Annotated in this window: 19 protein-coding genes and 1 pseudogene; 4 read left to right on the top strand and 16 right to left on the bottom strand. The window is 45.6% G+C overall.

The window, feature by feature from the left end; all coding sequences use genetic code 11:
- Nucleotides 1-45: 45 nt before the first annotated feature.
- Nucleotides 46-375: an antibiotic biosynthesis monooxygenase family protein gene (locus tag MKY98_RS11200; RefSeq protein ID WP_013310063.1), complete on the bottom strand. Its 330-nt coding sequence runs from the start codon at nucleotides 373-375 to the stop codon at nucleotides 46-48.
- A 134-nt stretch (nucleotides 376-509) separates the two neighbouring features.
- Here MKY98_RS11200 and MKY98_RS11195 point away from each other — a divergent pair, with 134 nt between their 5' ends.
- Nucleotides 510-1,370 (top strand): LysR family transcriptional regulator, encoded by an 861-nt coding sequence (locus MKY98_RS11195; RefSeq protein WP_029519105.1) that lies wholly within the window; start codon nucleotides 510-512, stop codon nucleotides 1,368-1,370.
- 5 nt (nucleotides 1,371-1,375) lie between these two features.
- Here MKY98_RS11195 and MKY98_RS11190 read toward each other — a convergent pair whose 3' ends face one another.
- On the bottom strand, nucleotides 1,376-2,563 hold the full coding sequence (locus MKY98_RS11190; RefSeq protein ID WP_069010219.1) for a GTP-binding protein: 1,188 nt from the start codon (nucleotides 2,561-2,563) through the stop codon (nucleotides 1,376-1,378).
- A gap of 184 nt (nucleotides 2,564-2,747) precedes the next feature.
- Here MKY98_RS11190 and MKY98_RS11185 point away from each other — a divergent pair.
- Nucleotides 2,748-2,864: pseudogene (locus MKY98_RS11185) on the top strand (multidrug resistance efflux transporter family protein); the annotation flags it as partial.
- Nucleotides 2,865-3,014: 150 nt separating this feature from the next.
- On the opposite strand, the gene MKY98_RS11180 reads toward MKY98_RS11185, so the two are convergent.
- The 6 genes from MKY98_RS11180 to MKY98_RS11155 form a co-directional block, all read right to left on the bottom strand.
- On the bottom strand, nucleotides 3,015-3,989 hold the full coding sequence (locus tag MKY98_RS11180; RefSeq protein WP_029519103.1) for an aldo/keto reductase: 975 nt from the start codon (nucleotides 3,987-3,989) through the stop codon (nucleotides 3,015-3,017).
- A 403-nt stretch (nucleotides 3,990-4,392) separates the two neighbouring features.
- Nucleotides 4,393-7,068, bottom strand: a complete 2,676-nt coding sequence (locus MKY98_RS11175; RefSeq protein ID WP_069010220.1) for a YhgE/Pip domain-containing protein — start codon at nucleotides 7,066-7,068, stop codon at nucleotides 4,393-4,395.
- 210 nt (nucleotides 7,069-7,278) lie between these two features.
- A complete protein-coding gene (locus MKY98_RS11170) occupies nucleotides 7,279-7,830 on the bottom strand; it encodes a DUF2062 domain-containing protein (RefSeq protein WP_049817076.1) in 552 nt (183 codons plus the stop codon).
- A 190-nt stretch (nucleotides 7,831-8,020) separates the two neighbouring features.
- Entirely contained in the window at nucleotides 8,021-10,474 is a 2,454-nt protein-coding gene (locus MKY98_RS11165) for a glycogen/starch/alpha-glucan phosphorylase (RefSeq protein ID WP_069010221.1), read from the bottom strand.
- Between the two features lie 45 nt (nucleotides 10,475-10,519).
- Complete coding sequence (glgD, locus tag MKY98_RS11160; RefSeq protein WP_029519097.1) at nucleotides 10,520-11,623, bottom strand: glucose-1-phosphate adenylyltransferase subunit GlgD; 1,104 nt, start codon at nucleotides 11,621-11,623, stop codon at nucleotides 10,520-10,522.
- Between the two features lie 23 nt (nucleotides 11,624-11,646).
- Nucleotides 11,647-12,792 (bottom strand): glucose-1-phosphate adenylyltransferase, encoded by a 1,146-nt coding sequence (locus tag MKY98_RS11155; RefSeq protein WP_029519096.1) that lies wholly within the window; start codon nucleotides 12,790-12,792, stop codon nucleotides 11,647-11,649.
- A gap of 255 nt (nucleotides 12,793-13,047) precedes the next feature.
- Between MKY98_RS11155 and MKY98_RS11150 the strand changes: the two genes are divergently transcribed.
- Entirely contained in the window at nucleotides 13,048-13,185 is a 138-nt protein-coding gene (locus tag MKY98_RS11150) for a hypothetical protein (RefSeq protein ID WP_023988334.1), read from the top strand.
- A 104-nt stretch (nucleotides 13,186-13,289) separates the two neighbouring features.
- Here the strand turns inward: MKY98_RS11150 and MKY98_RS11145 are convergent, their stop codons facing one another.
- The 6 genes from MKY98_RS11145 to MKY98_RS11120 all read right to left on the bottom strand — a co-directional run bounded on the left by MKY98_RS11145 (nucleotide 13,290) and on the right by MKY98_RS11120 (nucleotide 20,539).
- On the bottom strand, nucleotides 13,290-14,102 hold the full coding sequence (locus MKY98_RS11145) for a DUF3891 family protein (RefSeq protein WP_069010222.1): 813 nt from the start codon (nucleotides 14,100-14,102) through the stop codon (nucleotides 13,290-13,292).
- A gap of 131 nt (nucleotides 14,103-14,233) precedes the next feature.
- Nucleotides 14,234-15,022, bottom strand: coding sequence for a response regulator transcription factor (locus MKY98_RS11140; protein ID WP_069010223.1), 789 nt, complete (start codon nucleotides 15,020-15,022; stop codon nucleotides 14,234-14,236).
- Nucleotides 14,994-16,955: a sensor histidine kinase gene (locus MKY98_RS11135; RefSeq protein ID WP_069010224.1), complete on the bottom strand. Its 1,962-nt coding sequence runs from the start codon at nucleotides 16,953-16,955 to the stop codon at nucleotides 14,994-14,996. The genes MKY98_RS11140 and MKY98_RS11135 overlap by 29 nt, the downstream gene beginning before the upstream one ends.
- 46 nt (nucleotides 16,956-17,001) lie before the next feature.
- Nucleotides 17,002-18,648, bottom strand: coding sequence for an extracellular solute-binding protein (locus MKY98_RS11130; protein WP_029519090.1), 1,647 nt, complete (start codon nucleotides 18,646-18,648; stop codon nucleotides 17,002-17,004).
- Between the two features lie 26 nt (nucleotides 18,649-18,674).
- Nucleotides 18,675-19,562, bottom strand: a complete 888-nt coding sequence (locus MKY98_RS11125) for a carbohydrate ABC transporter permease (RefSeq protein WP_029519089.1) — start codon at nucleotides 19,560-19,562, stop codon at nucleotides 18,675-18,677.
- Between the two features lie 14 nt (nucleotides 19,563-19,576).
- Nucleotides 19,577-20,539 carry an ABC transporter permease gene (locus tag MKY98_RS11120; protein WP_029519088.1) on the bottom strand — a complete coding sequence of 321 codons (963 nt, stop codon included), beginning with the start codon at nucleotides 20,537-20,539 and terminating at the stop codon, nucleotides 19,577-19,579.
- 253 nt (nucleotides 20,540-20,792) lie between these two features.
- Here MKY98_RS11120 and MKY98_RS11115 point away from each other — a divergent pair, with 253 nt between their 5' ends.
- Nucleotides 20,793-21,683 (top strand): hypothetical protein, encoded by an 891-nt coding sequence (locus tag MKY98_RS11115; RefSeq protein WP_029519087.1) that lies wholly within the window; start codon nucleotides 20,793-20,795, stop codon nucleotides 21,681-21,683.
- 245 nt (nucleotides 21,684-21,928) lie between these two features.
- On the opposite strand, the gene MKY98_RS11110 is transcribed toward MKY98_RS11115, so the two are convergent.
- Both MKY98_RS11110 and MKY98_RS11105 read right to left on the bottom strand, forming a co-directional pair.
- Nucleotides 21,929-22,786 carry a DNA-binding protein gene (locus tag MKY98_RS11110; protein ID WP_165147354.1) on the bottom strand — a complete coding sequence of 286 codons (858 nt, stop codon included), beginning with the start codon at nucleotides 22,784-22,786 and terminating at the stop codon, nucleotides 21,929-21,931.
- 181 nt (nucleotides 22,787-22,967) lie between these two features.
- Nucleotides 22,968-23,414, bottom strand: a complete 447-nt coding sequence (locus MKY98_RS11105) for an acetyltransferase (protein WP_029519084.1) — start codon at nucleotides 23,412-23,414, stop codon at nucleotides 22,968-22,970.
- Nucleotides 23,415-23,425 lie beyond the last annotated feature (11 nt).

Genomic DNA, 23,425 nt, shown 5'->3' with positions numbered 1-23,425 from the left:
CCCACGTTTATGAACTGAATATGAATAGAAAGATATTGAACCTATTTACACTGTAAAAAAATAATCTCGTTCTACCTTGCTCACTCTTAAACCAAATGTTTTATACCACTCGGATTTCCCTTTTTCCTGCGCTACCTTGTGCAGCTCGTTATGTTTCCAATTTTTTATAGCGTCTAGAGACTCCCAATAGGAAACTGTGATGCCTACTCCATTGTGATCACGAACACTTTCCACACCTAGAAAACCAGGCTGCTCGGCAGCCAGTTCCACCATTTTGTCTCCCATCACTCCGTATCCGCCATCTCCTTCCGTACGTTCAGAAGTAAAGATAGCCGCATAATAGGGTGGCCGAGGAGTTTTAGCAATTGAGTTCATATGTTCCTCCTAAAACAAAAATATATAACCTTTCTTTCATTTGATTATAATCATAAATATTAAATAAAAAAAATGAATATATCTGATATGATACATGAATATATTTCATTAAAAAAATAGGAGTGAACAGGAATTTGTTTAAATATAAGATTTTTCTTTGCGTAGTTGAAATGGGAAGTTTCACAAAGGCCGGGGAAGTTTTAAATCTTACACAATCGGCAATCAGCCATGCGATCTCTGGATTGGAACATGAATTAGGGTTGACTCTTCTGATCCGAGGTCGTTCAGGCATCAGATTGACCAATAACGGAGAAAGATTGATGAAGCAATTTAGAGAGATCGTACAAATGGACGAAAAGCTCTACCAAGAGGTAGCTCTAATTAAAGGATTGGAAATCGGAACCGTAAAGATCGGCACATTTTCAAGCGTCTCTATTCATTGGCTGCCCCGTATTCTAAAAAAATTCAATGAGCAGTTTCCTCTTATTGAAATAAAACTGCTCGATGGGAACTACCATGAAATTGAGAGCTGGATAATCAGTGGGGAGGCTGATTTCGGCTTTGTGAACCTCCCCACGCTAGACACATTAGAGGCGTTGCCCTTAAAAGAAGAAAGCATGCTTTGTCTACTTCCTTCCGATCATATTCTGGGAAAGCAAGCCTCCATTCGAGTAGAACAGCTCAGAGATGAGCCTTTTATTATGCCTGTTGCAGGCTGTGACACCGATGTAAGGAATATTTTTTCACAGCATAATATGTCACCTAAAATCAAATATGAATTAGAAGATGACCATGCGATTATGGCTATGGTGCAGAATGGACTAGGCGTGAGTATTCTTCCTGAAATGATCCTGTCTCACATTCCTTACGACATCTCTATTCGTCCATTGGATGAGAGGCATTCCCGTACTATCGGTATCGCTACCGCTTCCTTAAAAAATGTTTCTCCAGCAGCTAAAAAATGTATGGACTTTATTAATGAATGGATCAACTAGCTTCATCATGTCGGCCAAGGAAGCGGATTTTCAAAACTGGACCAGTCCATATCCATTTCATTATCGTTCAGCAGACATTCATCTAGCTCTTCTTCCAAGTCCGGTCGATTCATTCCGATACCGATCATGACGATTTCGTTCATGCGATCGCCCCATTGTTCATCCCATTGGTCCAGAGCCTCAGGGTCAGCTGCAACGATCTCCTGCCGTTCTTCTTCGGATAATGCAACAAGCCAGCTTCCCGCAGGGCCAAATTGAATAGATGGTCCTGCCTGACTAATACTCGCTGCCCAATCCTGCGGGGTTGCAATCCAGGCCAAACCTTTGGCGCGAACGATCTCCTCCGGCCAATAGTTCATAAATTCAGCCAATCTTGCAGGATGAAATGGTCTTCTACGACGATATACAAAGGAATTTATCCCATATTCGTCCGTTTCCGGTGTATGGCTTTCAAGCTCCAGCTCCCGAATCCATCCAGCGGATTGACTAGCCTTGTCAAAATTGAACAGCCCTGTATTCAAAATGTCCGAAGGAGCGACCTTTCCCTTGGAAGTACGAATGATTCGGGCTTCAGGCTGTAATCTCCGCAGCACACCCTCCAGCTTATCCAGCTCAGCAGACTGAACCAGATCGCACTTATTCAGAATCAATACATCACAGGTTTCAATCTGGTCTATGAGCAAGTCCGAGATATCACGCGTGTCGTCTTCACCAGTAGCCTGCCTGCGATCCAGTAACGTTTCTCCTGATTCAAAATCATGCCAGAAACGGTTCGCATCGACTACGGTCACCATGCAATCCAGTTTTGCCAGCGATGCCAAATCAATGCCAGTTCCTTCATCGGCGTACGTAAAGGTTTGAGCGATTGGCACAGGTTCACTGATGCCTGTAGATTCGATTAAAATATAATCAAACTCGCCTTGTTCCGTCAGTTTCTTGACCTCCACCAATAAATCTTCACGCAATGTACAGCAAATACAACCATTAGACAACTGGACCAGTTTTTCTTCTGTTCTGGACAAGCCGCCCTCTTTTTTAACCAGCTCAGCATCTATATTCACTTCACTCATGTCATTGACGATGACTGCCACTTTCATTCCGTCCCGATTGTTTAATACATGATTCAAAATCGTTGTTTTTCCTGCACCCAAATATCCGCTCAACACTGTTACTGGTATTGCTTTCTTATTCATCGCTGGTACGCTCCCTTGAATATCGGCTTTTCATTTTCATTTTCATTTTTTAAATCGTAATAATTACTATTAACACCAACTTTCAGTAATATACAGCATCCCTTTTGCCTTGTCAACCGTAAAAAAACTCTTGAAATGAATGACCTAAGTTATTATTAATATGAGAAATAACGATATTTAAAGAGTTTTATTTTTTAAAGCTATAGATCAGGTTCGTGGAAATATGCAAAAACTGGCGACCGTAGAAGCAACACAATCTCTGGAAGTTCTTTTTGCATTAATGGGAGAATTAATCTTTTTGTTTTAGCGCATATATATTTTTTCCATGGTCGTTCAAATGTGGATCAGGCACCAGAAAAAAGCAGCAGATCAAAGAGAGGCTCCTGATCTGCTGCTTTTTGCCGATGATTTCTAACAAAGAATGATGCTTTATGACGAGTACAAAGTATTATTACCAAGCGTAGGCTTCTGGCGCAGGTTTTCCTGGACCTGGAAAAATCTCATTCAGCTTGGCAAGCACTTCCTCGCTCAATTTGACCTCAGGTACCCGTAGAGCATCCTCTAACTGTTCTAAGGTCCGTGGTCCGATAATTGGAGCCGTTACAGCCGGATGGGAAAGTACCCAAGCCAGTGCAATCACGTCTTCCTTTTCACCCAGCTCGCGGGACAATGCTGCAAATTGCTCCAGCTTCATACGATTCTGCTCCACCTTTTCCTTGGCGCGTGCGCTGCGGGAACCTGTACCAGCTAACGCATTCCGTCCCAGCAGTCCGCCCGCCAACGGGCTCCATGGGATCACACCCAGCCCCAGCTCCTGAGCTGCCGGTAATACTTCAAGCTCGGCGGAACGTTCGTTCAAGTTGTACAAATGCTGCTCGGATACAAGCCCCAAAAAACGCCGTGCCTTCGCTTCGGCCTGCGCCACCGCAATGTGCCAGCCCGCAAAATTACTGGAACCGATATAACCAACTTGTCCCCGATCCACCACGGACTCGAATACGCCCCACAGCTCATCCCATGACACGTTTCGGTCAATGTGATGCATTTGGTATAGCTCTACATGGTCGGTCTGCAGACGTTTCAGAGACGCATCCAAATGGCGGCGAATTTTGTAAGCAGACAAGCCTGATCCTGCATTGGGTCCGTCATGTTCATTTTTCATATCTCCGTATACCTTCGTTGCCAACACGACCTTCTCGCGTCTTCCGCCGCCCTGCTGGAACCAACGTCCGATAATTTCCTCTGTCCAACCTTTACGGTCATGGCCATATACATTAGCCGTATCAAAAAAGTTAATGCCCGCATCCAGTGCGGCATCCATAATTTTAAACGCATCCTTTTCTTCGGTTTCTGGTCCGAAATTCATCGTCCCCAGACATAACCGACTCACCTTTAAGCCTGACTTTCCTAAGTATGAATACTCCATACTACCTCCCGCCTTTGCTTAAGGATTTTAAAATTCCGCAAAATTACATGCCAAAAAAGACCATACTCCGTTTATTCACCAGAACAAACCGCATTGAAACACCCCCAAATGCAATTTAAAGTTTGGAGAGCGCATGCAAAAAGGCCTCCGCACCATGCCGAAGCATAACATGCGGAGGCCACCTCCCCGTACTACCCGCCGAATATTAAAAGAAGGTGACTTTACGGCGGATGCCAGCAGAGCGGAGGATTTGAATCTGGAGAAGCGGAGCGTTCGCCTTTGCCACGGGATTCTTACCTTTTCATGTCTATCTAATCCAAAGAATCCCGTGGCAACAGCGATCGTAAGATCAAATCCTTCGCGGAGCGCGTTTATCCACCGTAACTCACTCTCTATTTAACAATCAAGGAATTAATTTCGTTTCTTTCGCTCGCTCAGCCATTTTTTTCGTATGCTTGCTGAGCGGCTTCTTCAACACCAATCCAAACAGGAAGCAAACACCGATAAATACAAACAGCATCACCACATCCCGTATCACCGTTGAAGCCAACATCCCTCCTACTGTCTCTCGTAACAGACTAACCGCATAGGTAAATGGTACAAATGGATTCAGCGCCTGAAAGAATGGTGTACTCGTCGCAATCGGGAACGTCCCTCCTGAACTGGAGAATTGAAGCACCAGCAGGATCACCGCCAGTCCCTTGCCGATATTGCCGAACACAGAAACTAGTGTATAGGTCATCGCCGTAAACACCAGACTGATCAGCATAGAGGACAGTACAAAGGCTACTTTGGCATCCACATACGCCCCGAGCAGGAACAAGTCACCGAGAGATACGCTCAGCGCCTGAAAAATACCAATTGTGGAGAATGTCATCAGCCGTCCGAAATACACTTGGTAGCTTTTAAATTGTCCTTCCGGGTCATCCACATCTACCCTGAACATTGATACCAGTAGCATCGCACCTACCCAAATCGACAATGTAGTGTAAAAAGGGGACATCGCAGAACCATAGTTAGGGATTGGATATATCCGTTCCTGCTTCAACGATACCGGACTGCCGAGAAACTCACTTTCCTTTTTCACATCCCCCTTGAGCAATGCAATAGCGCGTCCGAGTGCATTTTCGCCCTTAAGCTTGCGAATGGTATCTGCAGCCTGACGTATGGAATCCTCGGCAGCTGGAAGATCGCTCCTTACAAAATTGGCTACTTGGTGCACCGCTTTTTCCGCTTCAGGAAATTTATTTTCAATTAAGCCAGCCATTTTGACAAACTGTTGTTCCGCTTTGGGCAAATCATTACGCACAAAATCTGCCGCCTGATGAATTTTACTTTTAACCGTCGGCAAATCGTTATTTACGAAGTCTGCTGCTTTGTTCACAGCATTCGTAAACTCGCCCATACGTCCCTGAATCGTTGTCGCCGCTTCATGCAGTTTCTGACGGTATTGTGGCAGATCCTGCTGGAGACGTGTTAGCTCTTGCTGGCCGAATTCTGCTGCAGCCTGTGCGTCATTTAATAGCTTTTCAATATTCGGTAGCTGCTCTTGAGCTGTAGTCAGCACATTGGCAGAATTGCGGGCAACGGATTTGATCTGATCTAGCGCCTTTTGAATGGCGGGTGCATACTCCGTATCATAATTGCCCAAAATGCTGTCAATTCCGCTACTGATTTCTCCAGCAAGGCGATCAGTGTCATCCAGCAGATTTTGCGCGGGCTTTTCACCGCGCTGGATGGCATTCCCGATACTAGTTACTGTGCTATTCAGACGGCGGAAACGATCCTCCACCCCGCCCACACGGGAAATAAGTGAATCCAGAGGTTGACTTGGCAAGTATCCGTTCACACGGTTCAGCAATTGAGAAATATGATCCAGCACCCCCACGGCAGTTGTCAGCCTACCGCTGACACGATTCACCGCAGCTTGTGCTGCTTTAGGATCAAAATCCACACCACGAATGATGTCTGTAATCTGAGAAACCTCATTCGCAATTTGTTGTACCAGTTGTAAATCTTCTTTAACTACTGTACCTATCGAATCAAGCGCACCCTCATTTTTGTCCAGAAATTCAAGTAAACCGGTTGTAAAGTCCTTGCCTGTGTCCGCTATCTGCTGTACTTCTGGCAGTGCCCTCTGGGCAGCATTAATAACTTTAAGAGCCGTTTGCGTATCCTCCAGGGCGGTGGTCAGTGCGCTTTCTACCTTGCTAAAATTTTGATCCAGTTCAACAATTCGATCACCAGCCTTTTGAATATCAGGTAGTCTTTTTTGGATATCTAAAATAACAGCGGCTACCTTGTCCAGCTCAGGCATGTTTTTGTCAATTTTGAGCACCAGGTCACCGGCGCGGTTAATTTCAGGAATTTTCTCCTTCAATGCGATAATCTTTTGTCCCTGCGCCTTAATTTTCGGCAAATTTTGCTCCAGCTCCAAGGCCTGTTTGCCCAACCTATCGATATCCGGTAGTCGATTATTTAGCTCCAACACCCGGTTTTCAATGTTACGAATTGTCGGGAGTTCCTCCTCCAACTTTACTCCAGCTTCCTTCAACTTCGTCAATACCGCCTGGCTGGCAGTTTCAATAAAGTTTTGGCTAATCTGGTTCGTCAGAGAGGTTGCCCCCGAAGATGTAATTTTTGGAGCTACTGCATTAATTTTTTCATTTACAGCGTAATCAATTTCCGGCTTTTGCGGATTTTCCGTCAGCACACTCGTAATTTTCTCTGAAAAGTCTTTCGGGATCAGCAGGCTGGCATAATAATCACCATCCAACACACCTTTCCGTGCTTCCGCTTCATTGACAAAAGTCCAACCCAGCTTCTTGTTATTTTGAAGGTTATGCAAAACCTCATCGCCGATATTAATCTTCTTACCATTTACTTCTGCACCCTGATCTTGGCTGGTTACTGCAATTTTAATTCCAGATGTATTCGCATATGGATCCCACATCGCTTTCAAATTCACCCATGCATAGACGGAAGGCAAAAGAATGATGCCAATGACTAATAAAGTCCCGGTCGATACTTTGAATACATTTCTCCAGTCTGTTAAGTAGATTTGCCATATCTTCCGCAACTTCATCACTCCTTGTATGTACATTAACCTGTCGTCCATTGTTGTATGCACACGTATTGTAAACGATTCGAGCGAATGAAGCCAATCCTGTTACAATATATGCCAAAAGCGTATGGGTCTTATAGAGATCATAGGCTTTTTCTTGCCCCAACTCAAAGAAGCCCTTCAGACCTAATAAATAGGCTCGAAGAGCTTCCTTCTTATACATAGTTATCCATTCTTCAGCAGTCTGGCCGCCGAAAATGCTGCGCCATGACGCAACTTCCGCTTCTCCAACCGTTTGTGCAGCGAACGATTATACAGAACCTGAATGACAAAATACGAGATAATGCCCAGCACCACACCGAAAATCGACATACCGATCAGGATGTGCAAGCCTCCGTGCAACAAGTCTCTGAATACAGACCAGTTGCCGTGAAACAGCTCCATAAAAGAATGCTCGTGAAGTCGTCCGCCCCTGACATGTACCGGATAATGAGATGGATAAATCCAAGCCCCCACTTGCTTGGCGAATGGCATCAGTACAATTGGTAAAAAGGTCAGCTTACCTACAACGTTACCCACGATGGCCGCAGGCAGCGAGCCGCCAGACAGACGAACAATCGGATAAAAAACAAGGTATACCAGAGAAGCCGTGGAAATCACAATCATCTCCAGCGCAAAGCCAATGGCGAAGCCCAAGGAGATCTTTTTAACTCCTCCAGGGGCGCGCAACAGCTTGATGAAATTCAGCCGAATCGCACGCCCTATATTTTGAAACATATTATAGTTCTTCTTCGATTTATGAGGTTTGAGCCTTTTCGGATTGAGCTTTATCAATAGGAGGACTCCTTCAACAGTACAATTCAAGTTCAGGAATGAGTATTTACAGCTCCCATCCTTACTTATGTCTATACTGTCATTATAACCCTCAGCGTTCGAAAAGCAATGCTATTCCGCCTGTTTCGCCGTTTTAGGACAGAATTCGCTTGTAGACATCGTTCTGGAGAGGTACAATGTCCCAAATCTCAGCCGCGTATTGCTGAATCGTACAATCACTAGAAAATTTACCGGAGTGTGCCATATTGACAATAGCACGCCGAGCCCACTCCGAGGGATTCCGATACACCTGTTCAATATGAACCTGCGTATCCACATAGGCTGCGAAGTCCTTGAGCACAAAGTATTCATCATTATGATCAATCAGGGATTGATAAATGGCCTCAAATTCCCGTTCATGCCGCGTAAAAGGAGCATCGTTCACGAGTTGATCCAGCACTTCACGCAGTCTTTCGTCACTGTTGGCTGTTTTGCGCGCCGAATACTGGCCGTTCCGGTAATATGCCTCGATCTGATCCACCTTCAATCCAAAAATGAACATGTTGGCATCGCCTACCATTTCATGCATTTCAACATTGGCTCCGTCCAATGTACCTATTGTGAGCGCACCGTTCATCATAAATTTCATATTGCCTGTGCCTGAAGCTTCTTTGCCTGCCGTGGAAATCTGCTCACTGACATCCGCCGCAGGAATAATCAGCTCCGCCAGTGAGACCGAATAATTTTCAAGGAAAACGACTTTCAGCTTGTCCTTGACTTCCACATCTCGATTGATCGTGTCCGCCACGTTATTAATGAGCTTGATCGTCTGTTTGGCGAGAAAATAACCGGGGGCGGCTTTGGCTCCAAAAATAAATGTGCGTGGCGTCACATCCAGGCCCGGATTACTTTTAAGCTGGCTGTATAGATGCATCACATGCAAAATATTGAGCAGCTGTCGCTTATAACCATGCAACCGTTTGACCTGTACATCAAAAATGGAGGACGTATCCAATCGCACGCCCTGTTTTGCAAAAACATGCTCAGCAAGCCTGACTTTATTATTTCGCTTAATCGCCTGTATCCGTTCTTTGAACGTCTCGTCCCCACTGTAACGAAGCAGGTCGATGAGCTCCCTTGGACGGGTCCTCCAGCGTGTGCCGATCGTCTCATCGTACAAGCTTGCCAGCTCCGGGTTGGCGTGCATCAGCCAGCGGCGATGGGCAATCCCGTTTGTTTTATTGTTAAAACGGTCAGGGTACAGCTCGTGAAACGACTTCATCTCTCGTTCCTTTAATATTTGCGTATGCAGCGCAGCCACCCCATTAACGCTGTAGCTGCCGACGATTGCCAAGTGGGCCATACGGATTTGTTCACCGTGAATAATCGCCATTTCACCAATTTTGATGTCCTGGCCTGGGTAACGCTCCAGTAGCATAGCGCAATAACGTTTGTTAATTTCTTCAATGATTAAAGAAATACGAGGAAGCAGCTCCCGTACCATATTAACAGGCCATTGTTCCAACGCCTCACTTAATATCGTATGATTCGTATATGAAACGGTTCGCGTCGTAATATCCCATGCTTCGTCCCAGCCCAAGCCCTTCACGTCCATCAGAATACGCATCAGTTCCGGAATAACTAGGGTCGGATGTGTATCGTTAATGTGCAGTGCTATTTTATCGGGCAAATGGCTATAAGGTAAACGAAGCTTCTCAAACGTACGCAAAATACTTTGTAATCCGGCCGAGCACAGGAAATACTGCTGCTTCAAGCGAAGCAGCTTTCCCTCATAATTGGAGTCGTCCGGATATAGAAATGCGGAGATAGATTCCACCGATCGATTGTAGTCGAGAAAGCGGTAATAACCGCCCTCGCCTCGAATCGGTCCTCGAACGGGATCAAGCGCTGATTCCGCACTCCAAATCCGCAGCGTATTCACCTGTGTATGACCATAGCCTACCAGCGGAATATCGTAAGGGACAGCCCAGACCGTTTCAGCATCCTTTGTCTCGAATACAAGACGTCCCTCCTGTTCGTGGGTTTCCACTCTTCCCCAAAAATGAACCTCGACCTTTTTATCAGGACGACGTTCCTCCCAGACATTCCCTTTCTGTAGCCAGTAATCCGGCAGTTCAACCTGATTGCCGTCCACAATACGCTGTTCAAACAGACCATATTTATACCGGATGCCGCAGCCATGTCCTGCATAGCCAAGGGATGCCAGCGAGTCCATGAAGCAAGCCGCCAGACGGCCGAGACCCCCATTGCCTAGCCCCGCGTCCGCCTCCTGTTCTTCAATTTCCTCCAGATCCCAGCCCAGTTCACCCAATGCCTGCCGAACCATATCCAGTACGCCCAAATTCAGCAGATTACTGCCCAGTAGACGACCTATCAAAAATTCCAGGGAAAAATAATAAATCTGCTTCTCTTGTCCTTCTTTATAGGCTTGGTTCGTTTCTGCCCAATTCTTGCCGACTTGTTCACGAATCATGCCACCCAAAACCTTATATACGTCTTCCGACTGAGCCTCCTGCATCGGTTTGCCCAGCCTTCCGACCAGTTGCTCTCGAAAAGCCTGCTTAAATGCTTCTTTATTGCTGAACAAAGTTGTACCTCCTGTTATTTCCGTTTTAATGGCTAAGTATATCCTTTAAATTACGCTATTCTTGGCAATGACATAGGGAACTCTAATGTCTCCAATCAGAGTTCGATCTGGTGAAAGCTGTACATCTTTATCTAAAACCACATTCTCCACAACTGCCCCTTTACGGATGACACATTTTTGCATAATAATCGAGTTGCTTACCCGCGCGCCCTCCTCCACCCGCACTCCACGGAAAAGAATACTATTCTCGACCTTGCCTCCAATGGTGCAGCCATTGGCAACAAGTGAATGATCCACCTCGGCGCTGTGCGTATAGCGGGTCGGGGCTTCATACTTGATTTTGGTGTGTACCGGCTGATTCTGAAACAGGGCTTGATACTGCTGCTGATCCAACAGCTTCATGCTATTTTTATAGTAGCTCTCAATAGAATTAATAACCGCATGATAACCTTCATAACGATACGCATAAATACGCAGTCCACTTGGGTTTTTCTGGATGGCATCACGAAAGAAATGATTATCCTGATGGGCAATGCAATGCTTCACCTGATCCAGATACAAGTCTTTGTCCATCACAAACATTTCCAAATAAATGTTATGATGATCCTGCTCCTGATGAATACCCGTCACTCGTCCGTTCTCATCAATCTCCAGTCGTGCACAAGGATCATGCTCAGATTCTAGCTGGTCTATGGGTTTATATACAAGGGTAACATCTGCATTTTTCTCCTGATGATAACGGTATACATCCTCGATATCCACCTTATTGACATGCTGAGTTCCTGCGTGAATAATGGTTTGCCCCGATGAGCGATGAAAAAAATCCAGATTGTTGTGCACATGCTGCAAATCTCCACGCGATGCATCCGTCGGATCATTCCAGTCAGGTGGCAAAATAAACAACCCGCCCCGTCTGCGGTCTAAATCCCAAGGCCGACCTTCGCCCAGATGATCCAGCAGCGAACGGTATTTGCGGCGGATAAACAGTGCAATATCATGCACCCCTGCATGCATCATATTGGATAAGGTAAAATCAATGAGCCGATATCGACTAGCAAAGGGGACTGCGGCCCCGCACCGGAAATAGGTCAACTCCTTCAACTGATCCAGTTCGTGATCCAGGTTGATAACTCCAATGAGTCGACTCATAGCAGACACCGTCCTTATCCGGGTTAAATTCGTGCATGAAGCTGGCTTTCCTGATCGAACAAAATAATCTCATCAGAACTATCTTCAGGTCCAATAAACGCGTTGTCTTCAATAACGATGTTCTCATTCACGATAGCCCGGTGAATACGTACATTGCGCCCAATTTTTACGTTCGGCATGATGACAGAATCGGTAATGACGCTCCCTTCACCTACTTCGACCCCATAAAATAGTACAGAATGCCTTACTTCTCCATCCACCATGCAACCTTCATTTACAATGCTGTTTTTGAGGATCGCCCGTTGGGTTATATACTGGGCCGGTTGATTGGGGCTGCGAGTATAGATGCGCCAGAAAGGATCGTTCAGATCCAAAGGCGGATCCTGAACCAGAAGATCCATGTTGGACTCCCACAAGCTCTGAATGGTACCTACATCCTTCCAGTACCCAGCAAACGGGTACGCATACAGCGACCGGCCATGCTGAAGCAACAATGGAATGATATCCTTGCCAAAATCATGTGAGGATTCAGAATCGCTTGCGCTTTCCAGTAAATAGCGACGCAACACCTCCCATTTGAACAAATAAATACCCATGGAGGCCAATGTACTTTTCGGCTGTTCAGGCTTCTCCTCAAAGTCATATATTTTCAGATCATCGTCAGCGTTCAGGATTCCAAATCGTTTAGCTTCCTGAATCGTGACATTGATAACAGAAATGGTGCAGTCTGCTTCCTTCTCCTTGTGATAGTGGAGCATTCGACTGTAGTCCATTTTATAAATGTGATCCCCTGACAGAATGAGTACATGCTCCGGGTCATACTGATCCAAGAAATGCAGGTTTCGATAAATTGCATCCGCCGTGCCCCTGTACCAGTTGTTTCCATCTTCTTTCTCGTGCGGAGGTAAAACGAACACTCCTCCATCCAGACGATCCAAATCCCAGTCGCTGCCTACGCCGATATAGGAATGAAGCACCAACGGCTCGTATTGGGTCAATACGCCTACGGTGTCTATACCAGAATGAGTGCAATTGCTGAGAGGGAAATCAATAATGCGGTAAGTTCCCCCAAAAAATACTGCCGGTTTGGCTAGTGTACGAGTAAGTCCTTTGAGTCTTTTGCCTTGTCCGCCGGCGAGCAGCATGGCAACCACTTCCTTCTTTCTCATAACAAAGACCTCCCTGTCATGTGCGTCTGAAGCCATTGTGGCGGGATATTTGATAATATCCATTAAACATGAAAAGACAGTCGTAATCGTTTCATTGGCGAAGGAACGGGTAAGATGTGATGGAGAAGGGTAAATCATAGTTATGCGGAACGAGTGCAAGGAATCACTAAATCGTAAAATCCCGTTCATCTTTTCACATTTTGGATGCTTTTAAGCATTTGGGTATGACAACATGATCATAAGGAGGCGTACTTTATGAAGAATAAGAAATGGGTGGTAGCAGCATTGGGAATGGGTGTGACGTATCTGATGAAAAATAAAGGGGCACGCGATAAGGTATTGAATAAGGTACAGACTATTGTCAATCGTGCGAAAACCTCTGCAAAATCGTAAAATGTTAAAGCTAGAAAAAAGCGAGCCTCTCTGAATCATGGTTCAGGGAGGCTTTTCTCTGCGTCTACAAACAAATTATTGTTCGAGGCTGTATCCGTAGACGGTCAGGCATTCTCCTTATGTTCTTCTACTTCCATGATATGTTCAACGGTAAAGGTTCGATGCGTCCATTCGGAAGAACGGTAAGCCTCTAGGAGACCGAAGGTACGAATTTTCTCCTTGTCCACCTTTTTAAAGGTATGAGTAATCCCTACCTTGCCCTTGAAAGGAAAAAAGGAGAGACCTACAGTCTGATCCGATAGCCACTCGGCCCAAACTCGCCCGCTTTCATGACGAACAGCCGGGAAGCTCAAACCTTCAGCAAACCATTCATATTCTACTGTAGGCGTACCCGGCTCTCGACTGCACAAAAACAGACTCAATTCGTCGCAAAACAACATTCTCCGTACATCCGTCCGCACTTGATGGTCGAAGGTTACGCCACATGCCAGCTCCTGTTTGAGCCTCAGACGACGCTGTTCCTCCGCTTCCTGATAAGCATGCGTAATCTGCTTGTCCTGAGCATTTTGATGCTCGGTCCGCCCGACTAGCTCCTTGTACATCAAGCTACACAGCAACGCAGCATACGTGTTTCCTTGTTCGACTTCATCAATCCCAAGACGATAGAAAACAAAACGTGGACTGAGTGGAAAATCAATAAATGTATAAGGTGCTGACATATGATCATTCCAGAAAGGAGCAGCGTCTAACTGTATCCAACCCCGATCATGCTCCCTTGCTGCATATACAAAATCCTGCTTATGACGTCTATTCTTGAAGGCACTCTCTTCCCATTGTAAAGCCAACTCACCTGAAATATGGGCATGGTCATGCTGCGTCGTCATGATATAAGCTTGGTCCGTTTCATAAATAACCATATGCTCTCCCCTTCCGTTCGGCGATTCGTGTGATTGTGTACAAACTCTCTGATTGAAGGTCATGGTTATGCATACGTTTATTATATCAGGATAAGGGTAAAAAGGCAGTGGAGTTTTCCCCCTCTTTATATCTAATTACCCCTTTGATTCTGCACTCGAAACTGCTGCGGGCTCATCCCCTCCAGCTCACGAAACACTTTGTTAAAGTGCTTTGCATTGTCAAAGCCCACGTTAGCCGCAATTTCATAGATCCTGCCCCCTTGACACTCCAGCAGCTTTTTGGCTTCTGTAATGCGCAGCCTTTTTACATATTGAACAAAGCTGAGGCCTGTATAGGCTTTGAACGCCTGACTAAAATACGTATAATTCAAGGATACTGAGTTGGATACTACTGCCATATTCAAATCCTCGCTGTAATGAGCGTGGATATATTGGATAGCACGTGTCATACTACCACTTCTATCGACGTTGGCACTCGCGCCAGCTAGTCTATCTTTCTCTACGCCGACAACACTATCGTATGTGAGGGGGTTCCTCTGCTTCAATTCCTCATTCAAAACTGCCAGTGCACCGAACAGTTCCTCCCTTACAATCGGCTTGAGTAAATACTCCCGTGCCCCACAGCGAATCGCTTCGCGCGCATACTGGAACTCGTCATATCCACTGAGAATGATCACCGAAGGCCTGCGTTCCGGCTCCAGCTCACGAATATGCTGCATCAGCATAATGCCATCCATAATAGGCATACGGATATCCGTTATCACCAACTCGGGCAAAAACTGCTTCACATGCTGCCAGGCTTCCCTTCCGTCCTTGACCAGTACACATTCATAGAGACCGGAAAATTCCCGTTCGATCATAGCTTGAAGTCCCATTCGAATATTTTTCTCGTCATCCGCAATCAACAGCTTGGTCGTCATGGTCCGTCCCCCTCATCATGTAACGTCTAGGCAAAATCAGGGTCACTGTCGTCGATTGTCCGTGGATGCTGTCCAGTCTTATGCCATACTCTGCGCCATACTGCATACTTAAACGGCGATGCACATTATACAAACCGATTCCCCCATTCATCCCGGGCTCGTGGAAATCCATATTCGTTCGCGCTAGACCAGCCATGATGGCGTTTCTTCTTTCTTCAGATATCCCCACTCCGTTATCCTGTATACGCAATTCTATGATATCCTGCTTAGAGCAGGCCTCAATCGTGATGCTGAATGGGCTTTGCAATGTACTCCACCCGTGCTTGATAGCATTTTCGACTACAGGCTGCAGCGACATTTTCAGCATCTCCAGTTCCATAAACGCCGACGATAGATGAATTTCCAATCCAATTTGGTTATCGTGGCGAATGTTCATGATGGCCACGTAATGCTGGATATGTCGGATTTCATCCCGCAACGCAACACACGACCCGGACCATTGGAGATTATAACGCATCATCGAGCCAAGGGAGGTAAGGGCATCCGACAGCGGATACTGCCGTTCTATCTCCGCCATCATTTTTAAATTTTCCAATGTATTATAGAGAAAGTGGGAATCAATCTGATGCTTGAGCGCTAGCAGTTCAGCTTCTTGAGCAGTGGCCTGCTTGTGTACTGCCTCGGCAATGAGCCCGTTAATTCGACTCAGCAGACTGCGAAAATATAAAGCCAGCTCAGCCACTTCTCCCCGTCCATATACTGGAATCTTAAGCTGAAAGTCACCCTCCTGCTCTACTTTTTTCATGGATTCACGCAGGGTATGTAGCTGCTTGAGAATGAAGGCATGCAAGGTATAGGAAATGACGGACATAAACAAAATCAGCATACTAATAATGAGCAGCATAGCATTGCGTTTCTGACGGAGATCACCCAGCGGACCGTCCAGCGCCACCACATTTAGCAGGTAGGCGTCCAACCCTTCTATATAACGATACAAACCAAGATAAGGCTTATTCCCATAGGTAAAGTCAAAAACACCACCCTGTCCCTGAACGCGGGACTGTAACAGATGGTGCACATGGGACAGAGGGATCGGAATGGGATCAGGTTGAAAGGAAGCTATAGCTATATCGGTAGAAGACACTAATTTTCCACCGTTTGAGATGGAATCCCCGCCGTTCAGAATGAACATTTGCCATGCGCGATTACGTTGCGGGATTCCAAATACCCTAGGTGAAAATAGCTCCAGCCTCATATTTGTTTCTACCAACCCCGCGTGTCTTCCTCCAGTAGACTGAATTTCACGCAGCAGTGCCATATACTGCACTGTCTCACTTTCCTGGCGGGATTGTCCCCCAAGTAAGCTTTTCGGCCCCTTGTACATATCCCACCATATTTTCCCTTGTCGGAGTTGAGCCGCTTTCAGCCAGGAAGCCTTAGGCAATCGTGATTCTTTGAAAATCATCGGCCATATTTCATGCGTCTGGGGATTATTGGTATACAGTCGAATGTTCTCTACATTGGGATTACTGTACAGCAAGTGCTGTAAATTTGGAAACACATTCAAGTTGAATTGGACTAGCTCATCGCTGCTTATTTCACGTTCCTCGGTTAGATAATGAAGCACGTTGCGATCTGAGATCGCAAGCTGTGCGGTTCGCTCCATAATTTCCATATTGCTATGAATATGGGCCAGCTCTGTATCCAACACATACTGATTTTGTACGGTAATGTCTTTCATTGTATTCTCGTACAGTTGGTGAAAGGTATATAGCGAGAACAATACCACCGGGATTAAAATGACGCCGATATACGCGACAATGAGCTTAACTTGAAGGGAACAACCGCCAAGCCGATCGGTCGTTCCCGTCATCCACTGCCATATCGTGCGGCGCAGCAGGCTCTTCATCTGTGAACGTGCACGGCCTGGCATGTAATCACATCCTTAGGGGTTCAATAGATTAAGTTATTGAATTAAATCATTTGGTGAACTGTTCAATTTTCTTAAGGTTTTCCTCATAGGCTTTTTGCTGATAAGCCAATACCTTGTCATAGCCTGCTTTTCTGCGGTCTTCCAAAAAGCGGGCAAACAGCCGATCGAACTCCTCATCCGAGGAAGCCAGCAACAGTTTCGGTAATGCCTTGCCCCAAATTTTGTCTATCTGGCCTGACGCAATGCCTTCTGCCGAGGTTCCGGTCGGTTTGATATTCTCATATTGAGAGAAGCTGTGGGTCTTGCCTTTCGTCCAATCTTCAGGCTGCTTATACGGCTCGACACTGGGCGGCGCCCACTGCAAATTCATATTTGTATCCATCAGCATCCAGAAAGTGAAGGAGGCGCCATACTTTTTGTCAAATGCAGACCGATCCTTGTTCAGCAGCTCCAGTACCTCCGGCTTGAAGGCTGGCTTACCGTTAACTGTGTCCCACAGCTTTCCCTGCTCCCCCAGATACAGATCACGATTCCCTTCCTCGCTAATCAGATAAGTCAGAAATTCAATAGCCCGCTCCTTGTCTTTGACATCCTTCGAAATAAGCGTCACCGTCCACCCGGAAATGCCCGGCCCGGCCAGCGTCGGCGGGTCCAGCTTACTGTTGGAAGGTCCATCCACCGCAATGTAGACGGAGTTGGGATCTTTCGCATGCAACGTCACCTGTTGTGTAGCAAAATCAGAGCGCTGATATAGCATGGCAAAATACCGTCCCTGTGCCACCTTCTCCTCCATTTGCGGACGTTTGTCGATAAATACGTCCTTGGCGATCAGACCCTGCTCATTGGCTTGACGGAATGTTTTGAGCCAGCGAATGTACTCTTCGTCCGATCGACGGTCGTACAGCTTTCCGTCCTTCTCATGTGGAACGGCTAAAAAATTAAGTAAATAGTCTTCAAAAGAATAATTTCCGTTATCCGTAAATTCGTGGAACCCTATCGGGATCAGCGGTTGACCGTTTATCTCCGGGAATTTCTCCTTTGCTTTTTGAAGCGCTTTCAGGAATCCCTCTGGTGTTCTCATATCCGGCTTGCCAATCGCCTCGTACATATCCTTCCGAACCATAAACGTTTGATTGGAGACAAAATTTTGGCCGTATTTTTGGTAATCCTGTGGTGAAGAGGACGCGTTAGGATACCCATATACATTCCCGTCCGTTTGACGATACCATGACATTTTAGCTGGGTCTGCCACTTTAATCAGATATGGATCATATTTCTCGGCCAACTTGTTAAGTGGGAGCACCATCTTGCCCTCGATCATTTTTTTGATCGCATCTTCCCCCCAACTGAGCGTGACAAAATCAGGCAGTTTGCCCGAGGCGAGCATGGTATTCAGTTTTTCATTTTCATTCCCTGCGGGTACGATAAAATTAACGCTGACCCCAGTCTTTTGCGTCACATACTTCGAGGTCATATCCGTTCCCCACTTGTTCGGGAACCAGGAAAAATTCAAATACCAGTCAAACGTAATCGGCTCTGTATCCGCCTTCCAGCCTGGCGTATCTGCCGAAGCCTTAGTTTTCTCGTCCTTCAATTCCGTGACAGCGCCACTTCCACCGGACGTACACCCCGCGAGCGGTCCTATCAGCAGCACGACGGCCAACAGCCCTTTCTGCCATTTGCGAATATTCATCATAAATCTCCCCCTTGGATGATGTGCTAACCCTTGATCGATCCGATCATCAGACCCTTGACGAAATACTTCTGCAGAAAAGGATATACCAGTACAATGGGCAATGTCGTCACGACCATCGTCGCCAGCTTGATCGATTGCGAAGTGACAGACTGGGCAACGCCCCCCGGTGCAGCAGCCATCATTTGATTAGAGCTGGATTGGGCAACAACCCGGTACAAATACGTCTGAATCGGCTGAAGATCCGTATTATTAATATAGATCATTCCAGTAAAATAATCGTTCCACTGGTATACCCCATGAAACAACGCAATCGTCGCTACTACCGGCATGGATACAGGGAGCACGATTCGGCAGAAGATACCGAAATCATTCGCACCGTCTATTTTCGCCGCCTCTTCCAGTGCATCCGGCAGTTCTCGGAAAAAAGCCATAAAAATAATAAGATCAAAAAAGCTGAACATCGCAGGAATGATGTACACCCAAAAGCTGTCCAGCAGTCCGAGATCACGAATCAGCAAATACGTTGGAATCAATCCCCCACCGAAAAACAGGGTAATGGTACCAATCAGCATATACAGCTTGCGCCCGATCAGCTCCTTACGGGAATATGCATATGCAATCATAGCGGTAAAAAACACATGAACAATCGTGCCGATAAGCGTCTTGGCAATAGTCACTCCCATCGCAGTCATAATACCGTTGTTAGCAAATACGGCCTGATAGCTGCCCAGACTGAAGACTCTCGGCCACCAGTAAATGCCACCCCGCATAGCGTCTGCTCCTTCGTTAAAGGAGTTCACCAGCACATACCACACGGGATACAATGTCACAAAACAAATGATCAGCATGAAGACGTTGTTCATGAAATCGAATATCGCTTCGCCTGCTGTTCTACGTTGCAATAGCTGCATGCACCCGTCCTCCTTCAAAATAGGGATGTATTATTCACCCGTTTGGTCACCGAATTGGCAATTAGCAGCAAAATGAGAGCAAGAACCGATTTCAGCAAACCCACCGCGGTAGAATACGAGAAACGGCCCTGCTGAATGCCCACCTGATATACATAAATATCAACTACATTACTTGCACTTTCATTCAGCGAGTTACGCAGGACAAGAATTTGATCGAAGTTGGAGTTCAATATGCCGCTGACCGCCAAAATAAACAAAATGGATATGGTCCCCTTGATAGCGGGAAGTGTGACGTACCACATTTTCTGAAACCGTCCGGCCCCGTCAATGGTGGCCGCTTCGTACATGTCCGTAGATACCCCCGCCATGGCTGCCAAATAGATAATAGCTGACCATCCAAGCTCTTTCCAGATATCCGAGCTAACGACGATAGCCCAAAAATAGCTCGGCTCTGCCAAATAACTGATCGGCTGGTCAATCCACCCCCAGGCTAGCAACAGTTGATTGATCATCCCGGTATCTGCCAGCCACGTCGTTAAGATCCCGCCAAGAATGACCCAAGATAAAAAGTGCGGAAGGTACGAAATGGTCTGAATAGATTTTTTGAACCGTGTAGACCGAATCTCATTCAGAAACAGAGCAAATACAATAGGTAACGGAAACCCGATCGCCAGCTTGAGCAGGCTAATGCCCAGTGTGTTTTTGACAATGTACCAAAAGTTATCATCCTCCAAAAAGGCCCGAAAATGCTCTAACCCTGCCCAAGGTGCGCTTGATATGGTTCCAATGATGTCAAAATGTTTGAACGCAATTAAAATACCGTACATCGGAATGTAATGGAAAATAATCATCCATACCACCCCAAGCAGCGCCATAGTCTGCAAATGTCTTTGTTGAACCCATTTGCGCGCTAGTGATGCTCCTCTTCCCGATCGAACCGGCGGCTGTGGCTGCGGATTTTTCCCTCCTGTACTCATACGAAGACCTCCTTTCTTTGTAATGTAAGCACTTACATTTATTATTTTAAAGGCTTCTGCTTCGTATGAGTAGTACTGGATTTTTTGATTTTGGTATCTAAAGTTCAGGTGGGGATCTGACTATAGGCGAGAATTTTCTTCCATACTTTGGATTTTCATATCTATTAATTTACGAAAAAGACTATCAGATGGTACGATAAGACTATATGTGATTCCAATCATTACCTATATACCTAGATCAGGAGGATTAAGAATGGAAGAATTGGTTCGTTCGATTCAGAAACAGGTTCGAATTAAAAAGTTTGCTTGCTGGGCGGGGCTCATCATGTTTGGTCTGTGTACTTTAGTTGGCATTGCAGCTCAGGAATGGCTTATGACGCTCCTGTCACTCGGGATGACAGTCTTATCAATCTATGGGTTAACCATGATGCGTGGTATGACGAAGTTTACTAAAGAGTATCAACCGGGAAAGGGCTACGGTTATTATCGCCGTACGGTACAACAAAAGCTGCGCTATCTAACTTGGGGACAGTGGTTAGTAGGCGGCCTTATTGTCCTGATGTTCTTTATATTTAACGTCCGACTTAGTGCTTTTCTCATTGCTATCTTGGGTATCCTGACTATTCAGTTCAGTATCAAAAAACGAATTAAAAATCATCAGGAACCCGATGTCACTGAGCTGGAGGAGTTTGTACGGATGGGGATTGTTTCTCCGCATGAGCAGACTATTGGTGTATATAAAGATTTTCTACACCTGAGTCATACATTTCGGGGTAACCAAATTGTTATCGTTACAGACAAACGCCTGATTTCTGTATTTGTGGAGGAACAGGGGCGTGCGGTGAAGACGGAAATGTTACTCTCGGGTATAAACAAAATACGCGCCATCGGTACGGGTTTTCAAGGTCAAGGTATATTGCTGTCCGTAAGCAACCGTGACCATAACGAGCTTCACATTCATATGGTCGGAAAAAGCATTTTCTTTTCTCCAGAGCAATTTATAGGTTCCTTGCTACGGGCACTGGATGCAGCGTTAAAAAGCAGATCATACAGTACGGAAGAACCATTCCCGGTTTACCAACAGACAAGGATTTCATTGCATCCATCAGAACAGGGTTTACTACATAAACCTACGACAGCTTAAATATTGTTGGGACATGTACCGCGTTATATATACGGTATGATCGGTCTTCATCATACGCCAAATAGCAAGTAAGCCCTGACCTTAATGAGCTTACTTGCTATTGGGTGTACTTCCACATCATATTTTCCAATCAACTACCTACCTGTTAAAACAACTAATTTTCTACTGTACTTCTGCCTTCTTAATGATTGGCTCCATGATAAAACACCGTGATGAGATCATGACTTGTAACAAACACTAGCAAACTAAACAGACTGAGCGACAGAGGGCGTGAAATCAATTTTTTCATCCTTTAACACTCCTTTTAAAATAGTTATATATTGGTCTTGCTGTGTTGCTGTAGCTTGGGATCTGAAAATTTCAAATACAGCGGTACATTTCCTAAACTCATGTTCATGTTCCATACCCAGGGTATCGGACAGCATGAGAGATTGCAGGATATAGCCCAACGCAACCGTAAACTGTTGTTGCTTGATATAGTAAAGAGCCAGTTGATAGCAGAAGCGAAAATAATAAGATACATTCACAGGCTCTTCAAAATATTTAAAACCTTCAATTTGTTCGGCAAATGATTCCAGCACAGCCTCTAAAGAATAGTCGTATCTCGACGCTCCCTCAACGATGGAAAGAAGCCCCGGTAACAGCTCTTCCGGATTGTTACGAAGAAATTGGATATATTCCTGCAACACTTCGGCATGGCCTGACAAAATATCAAGGGCATACAAATTAGCTCTGGCAGCATAGCGGTAATATTCCACCTCTGCTTCCCCATATTGATCAAGACCATTAAACCAGCCCAATTCTGCATATTTTTCGATGCAATCGCGAGCGGCCTCATACTTGCCCTGTTTTTGGAAAGCCATGCCTTTCATGAGATGACTGTAGCCGTAGTAGTAGACTAGCGGCCGTTTGGTATGTATGGGTTGTATAGGTTTCTTGCGCGCTTTGTAGAGCTGCAATTCCTGATACTTTTGGTTGACATGGCTATACAGCCGGTCGCATAAAGCAATCATATTGGCACCGTCCGCAAATGAAAAAGACAGCTTAATCATGTTGACAAGTGTGTCTAGATCTGTGATGTCGGAGTGAACAAGATCATCCACTATTCCCGCCTCCTTGTCTGACTTTTTATATTCACCAAACAAAAGCAAGCTCTAAACCTTAACTAAAAATAACTTAATTACGTATTTATTACGTAATTAAGTTATACCATGAATTCAAACATATGACAAGTGCATTATGATAATATATTCCATTTTTAAAATACCAACGAAAGTAGATCGTTCACTTGTTCAATTCCATGTGAAGCAAAGGAAATGCCCTACCTGATCCATCCAGTGCAGAACGCGCCGTTTGTACAAAGCCGTAATGTCTGTAGAAAGCATACGCTTTCTCGTTCTGCTCATTCACGTCCACTTTGAGGTGTTTCCCTTTTATTTTTTCAGCATGCTGGATGAGTCGGCTGCCTATGCCCTGCCCATGGTGTTCAGGGTCCACAAACAGCATCTCTATTTTTAATCCGTCCAGCCCGATAAAACCTGTTGGTTCTTGACTTGTATTCCATTCCATCCAAACTTCAAGTTCTCTTAAAACACCATTGCGTACGATATGATGATAAAATTGAATGTCCTCTTCCGCCAAAAATGTGTGCGTCCGGCGTACAGCCCGCTGCCAAATATCAACGAGTTGATCATGATTTTCTTCCCGATAAGCAACAATTTCATTTTGCACGGTACTTCCCC

Source organism: Paenibacillus sp. FSL M8-0228 (genome assembly GCF_038007385.1).
GTDB classification, from domain to species: Bacteria; Bacillota; Bacilli; order Paenibacillales; family Paenibacillaceae; genus Paenibacillus; species Paenibacillus polymyxa_D.
This window is presented reverse-complemented; position numbering and strand designations above follow the sequence as displayed.